Genomic DNA, 5,050 nt, shown 5'->3' on the forward strand with positions numbered 1-5,050 from the left:
ATATCCGCCCCATGCTCTTATCGCTTAGCTGCGCCGAGAGCGCGGCGTGCGCGGCGTTGTTTTTGGCGACGAGCAGGGCACCACTGGTGAGCTTATCCAGGCGGTGTACGATGCCCGCGCGAAGCTCGCCGCCGAGCGTGGAAAGCAGATAGCCGCGAGACTTGAGCCAGTCCACGAGCGTGGGCTCTTTGACGCTCGCGGCGGGGTGAACGGTAAGACCCGCGGGCTTATTTACCACGAGCAGATCATCGTCCTCGTATAAAATTTCAACGTCGAAATCTAGCCTCTCTGCGCTTGTTTGCTGCGGCGCGGGCGCGGGGTAGTCGATGTGGACGAGCTCGCCCGCAGATAACTTGTAGCCGGGCTTAGTCTGCACGGCTCCGTCCACTCTGACCGCTGCAGATTTGATTAAGCTTGATATTTGGTTGCGCGAAATTCCAAGCTGCGAGCTTAAAAAAACGTCGAGTCTTTCGCTGCATTGTGATATTAGATTATCCAAATTTATACCTTTTTTGGCTATTCTTACGTCAAAATTTTAATTAGGATTAAGCGTTGTTTAAAATTGACAAAAAGATTTTAGCATATTTTGATTTCATTCAACCTTTTTTAATCGTGCCAATAGTGGTTTTTTCATACATTTTAATAAGCGAGGCAAACGACGTGCTGTCCTCAAAACAGGTAGTATATTTTGGCGTCGGATTTGCCGTTTTTACTCTATTTTTTCTCTTTCCGATACGCAAATTTTTATATCTCATACCGATATTTTATTGGACCAACATCATATTGCTGCTAAGCGTCGATTTTTTCGGCGTTAGCAAGCTAGGAGCTAGGCGCTGGCTGGAGATCCCTTTCGTGCATTTTACGCTGCAGCCCAGCGAGGTGATGAAGCCCGCGTTTATCCTGATGCTGATGTATCTGATACACAAAAATCCGCCGCCGAAAAACGGCTACGGGCTGAAGGATTTTTTGCGCCTTAGCTTTTACATACTTCTGCCTTTTGTTCTGATCGCGAAAGAGCCCGATCTAGGCACCGCCGCGATACTTTTTTTGACCGGATTTGCGATCCTTTTCATCATCGGCGTCGATAAAAAAATTTGGCTCACGCTGATCATCGTTTTTGTGGCCAGCTCGCCGATTTTGTACGAAAACATGCACGATTATCAAAAAAAGCGCATCGCCGATTTCATCAGCGAGGAGCCCAATTACCAGGTCAAGCAGGCGATCATCGCTATCGGAAACGGCGGCATCTACGGCAAGGATAGAGACGAAGCGACGCAGACGCACTTTAAATTCTTGCCGATTGCGACGAGCGATTTTATCTTCGCTTATACGATCGAGCGCTTCGGCTTCGTGGGGGCTGCCGCGCTAATCGCGCTGTATGCGCTACTGATACTGCATCTGCTGAGCCTAAACTACGATTTTAAAAGCGATTATCTGATACGGGTCTTTACGAGCGCGCTTGCCTCGCTCATTTTCATCTACACGGGCGTTAATATCTCGATGGTGGTGGGTTTCGCGCCCGTCGTGGGCGTGCCACTGCCGTTTTTTAGCTACGGTGGCAGCAGCTTCATCACCTTTATGATCCTTTTTGGAATTTTGCAAAATTTGCTGACGTTTAGGATGAAGGATAACTACAAGACCTATAAGATTAGGATGTAAATTTAGCGTTCGCGGATAAATTTTGAAATTCTACAAAATCGCGCGGGACTTATTTTTAAGTCGGCGGTGAAATTTGAAGCAGCGGGCTAAATTTTAAACTCGCTACAAAATCACGCCGATACCGAGCGTAAAAACCACCGCGAAAAGGGCGTATGTAAAGGCAAATTCCAAAGTTTGCGAATTAAAAAATCCGTAGTACAAAACGCTCGTGAAAAATCCGCCCACGAAGGCTACGGCAAAGATCCCGATCCGCGCCGAGACGGGCTTTGCGCCGCAAAATTTGTATAGGTAAAAAACCCCGCAGAAGCTGATCGCAAACCAGATCATCGCAGGCACCGGCCCGCTTATGCCTATCATGCCGAAAAGATTGGCTAAATTTAAAAGCAGTAAAAATATCACTGCAAGCGCGATCAGCGCGGATCTGATCATCTATCGCGCCTTGCATCGGGCGCGGAATTTTCACCGCCTTGATTGAAATTTTGCGCGGAATTTTCGCTCGCGCCGCCTTCGCCCGCGCCTTCGTTTGAAATTTTAAAATTTCCGTCGGAATTTTCATCGGCGCGATGCGTAGAATTTTCATCGGCGCCGCTCGCGAAATTTTCACCGAGATCGCCACTGGAGTTTAAAATTTCATCCTCGTTTTGAGAATTTGAAATTTCGCCGCCGCTTTTAAAGTTTAAAATTTCATCCGTCGCGGCGCTTTTATTTTGCGGCTCCTGCGCCTCTTTTGCGCTGCCGAAATCCGCGTCTTTTAAATTTGCGCCCTCATCTAAATTTTTAGAGCTTTCGTCCGCAGAATTTTTATAAGCTTTGTTTGAAAATCTTTTGTGCTTGATCTGTAGATAAAAGACGAAAGCGACGAACGCCGCCGCCGTGATCGCGATGTAGTAGCGGTTTTCGAAGAGCAGCACGCCCTCTACCAGCCCCGAAAACAGCGCCAGCAGCGAGGCGGTAAGAAACGGAAAGTGCACGAGCTCCTTTTCGCCGATCGCTAAGGCGATGAGCGCGACGCCGAAGATCGTGGCGTTTAGCAGCGCGCCTAGGATTTTGATTTCGGCGAAAAGATTTGGATTGACGCGCGAGGTGACGTAGAGCGCGAGCGCAACGGCTGCGAAGAGCAGGATCAAAAATACGATTTTTTTCATTTCAGACCTTTTAAAATTTATCTTTAATTTACGATTCAGCTGCGCCTTTTATGCGCATAGAGCGCAAGTATCGGCACGCTGTAACTGCCGCGTTCGCAGCATTATGTAAACATCGCCGCCCTGCAAACATCGCTCAAAATTTCAGGACGCGACCGTGCTGTTTTAAGTGCGACTGGCGCAATATACACGCTCATAACTTAAACGCAATCCTAATTGCGCGAATGCGGTTTGAAACACGACTTGCGTTAGCGCGACCAAATCGCTATTTTCGCGCGGCTTAAATGCGATTCTGTCGGTAAATTTTACCGCCAGCTGCACTCTGCTGAGCAAGTGGAGCCAAGTCCGTGCTTTAAAATTTTACCGCCAGCTGCGCTAAAAATTCCGCGCCTAAGCCGTATGTGTCCCTAGCTCGTGGCACCGCAAGACGCTCCGCAAAATTTACCTGCTCGTAGTAAATATTTGGCACACGAGCGAATTTTGCACCCAAGCGCCGCACGTTTTGCTTTAAATTTAGCGCTGTGGGTTTTAAATTTTAAATTTACCGCCTTCGCGCTGTGTTTATTGCAAGATCTGTGCCGCTCACCCAACTTATATCCGCGGAGCAAATCTCGCGCCGAAATAAAATTTCATCTCGCTCGTAAAATCGCAGCGCGTAAAATTTCATCACTTGTTTTTCTGAAAGTACGCATCCACACCGTTTGCGATGCCTTGGGCGATGCGGTCTTGATAGGCACTTTTGCCTAAATTTTTACCTTCCTGCGGGTGCGTGATGTAGCCCATCTCCACGAGTACCGCGGGCATCGTAGCGCCGACCAGCACCCAAAACGGCGCCTCGCGCACGCCGCCGTCTCTGCTCGAGAAGCTCTTTTTAACAGAGCTTAGCATATAGCTTTGAATGTCGATGGCAAGCTTGTTCGAGGATATTATCTTCTCGCGATTTAAGAAATTTAGGAAGGTCTGCTTCGAGAAGGTGTTCATATCCTCCAAATCGCCCCTGTTTTCGAGCGCGGCGGCGTTTTTGCTGCGTTCGCTTCTAGCCGGGCTTAAGAAAAAGGTCTCCACGCCGCTCATTTTAAGTGCTGAGCTAGCGTTAGGAGCGGCATTTGCGTGGATAGAGATAAACATATCGGCGTTTTTTTTAGCGGCGAAAGCGGTGCGCGACCTTAAATTTATAAAAACGTCGGTGCTGCGCGTATAAAGCACCTTGTATCCGCGCTTGGTAAGCAGCGCGCCGAGCTTTTTGGATGTGGCCAGCACGACGTTTTTTTCCTTCAGCCCGTTTCCTACCGCGCCCGAATCGCTGCCGCCGTGACCCGGATCGATGACGATGAGCTTGCCTTTGGTGGATTTATAAATTTTACCGGCGGCTATGGAGACCGATTTGGCGCCTTGCGAATCATCTATCGTGCTGATTTGCGGCTCGCTATCTTGCTCGCGTCCGCGCTTGCGCCCCAATTTTTGATCCTTGCTTTTTTCTGCGCGCGCGGATTTTGTGGACTTGGAGTTTTCCGCGGCGCTTAAGATCATTAAGTTTCCGTCGATCTGCATATTCGCGTTAAATTTTTTCTCGTCGCTAAGCACGACGCGCACGGTCTTGTCGTTGTATTGCGAGACACGTACATCGCTAACGAAGCTATCTTTAAACCGCGTTTTTTGTGACTTTTGCCGCGCGCTAAAATCGAGCACGAAGCGAAAATTATCGCTACTTGCGATCGTAAAATCTTTATAATCGCCGCGCTTTAGATCGCGGTTAAACTCAAGCACGATCTCATCCCCATCGCCGCGCAGAGAATTTAATGCAAGCTGGGCGTTTTTGTCCGCTTTTTTGACATTGCTTTTTCTAAGCTCGCTACTTTGATCTGCGGACTTCTCATCATCCGCGGAATTCTGCGCTTGTAAGGAGTCATCGGCTTCTGCGAGATTTTCGCTTGAGTCGCTACTATGCGCATCGTCTGTTGAATTTTTTGCGTCGTCCGCGCCGTGAGGTCTAGTCGAGCGTAAGAATTCCAAATCCTCACTAGATAGCGAGCTTAGATCGGCGTTTTTTGCAGCTTGCGTTTTTTTGGCGGAGGAGTTTTTGGATGTGGAGGATTTAGAATTTTCCGAGGCGGAAGCTTTGGCGCTTTTATTCGCTAAATTTGAGGAGCTTTTGGAATTTTCCGCTTTGGAGCTTTTCTCGCTTTTTGCGGATTTTGTTTTGGAGCTGCCCGAAGCTTGGGAGTCCTCATTGCTAGCAGAGCTTGTTT

Annotated in this window: 5 protein-coding genes; 1 reads left to right on the forward strand and 4 read right to left on the reverse strand. The window is 48.6% G+C overall.

What is annotated here, in order from left to right; translation table 11 throughout:
- The coding region (locus Q0256_RS06540; RefSeq protein ID WP_297961378.1) for an RluA family pseudouridine synthase at positions 1-499 on the reverse strand (499 nt) is incomplete at its 3' end.
- A gap of 53 nt (positions 500-552) precedes the next feature.
- Here Q0256_RS06540 and Q0256_RS06545 point away from each other — a divergent pair.
- Positions 553-1,659 (forward strand): FtsW/RodA/SpoVE family cell cycle protein, encoded by a 1,107-nt coding sequence (locus Q0256_RS06545; protein ID WP_297961381.1) that lies wholly within the window; start codon positions 553-555, stop codon positions 1,657-1,659.
- 102 nt (positions 1,660-1,761) lie between these two features.
- On the opposite strand, the gene Q0256_RS06550 is transcribed toward Q0256_RS06545, so the two are convergent.
- The 3 genes from Q0256_RS06550 to Q0256_RS06560 all read right to left on the reverse strand — a co-directional run.
- The gene (locus Q0256_RS06550; RefSeq protein ID WP_297961384.1) at positions 1,762-2,088 is read right to left on the reverse strand and encodes a hypothetical protein; all 327 of its coding nucleotides are present in this window, start codon (positions 2,086-2,088) and stop codon (positions 1,762-1,764) included.
- Entirely contained in the window at positions 2,085-2,804 is a 720-nt protein-coding gene (locus tag Q0256_RS06555; protein WP_297961387.1) for a hypothetical protein, read from the reverse strand. Before Q0256_RS06555 ends, Q0256_RS06550 begins: the two co-directional genes overlap by 4 nt.
- 663 nt (positions 2,805-3,467) lie before the next feature.
- Positions 3,468-5,050, reverse strand: a 1,583-nt coding sequence (locus tag Q0256_RS06560) for an N-acetylmuramoyl-L-alanine amidase (protein WP_297961390.1), incomplete at its 5' end; no start/stop codon positions are given.

The sequence above is a fragment of the uncultured Campylobacter sp. genome (genome assembly GCF_937949835.1).
In the GTDB taxonomy this organism is placed as follows: Bacteria; Campylobacterota; Campylobacteria; order Campylobacterales; family Campylobacteraceae; genus Campylobacter_B.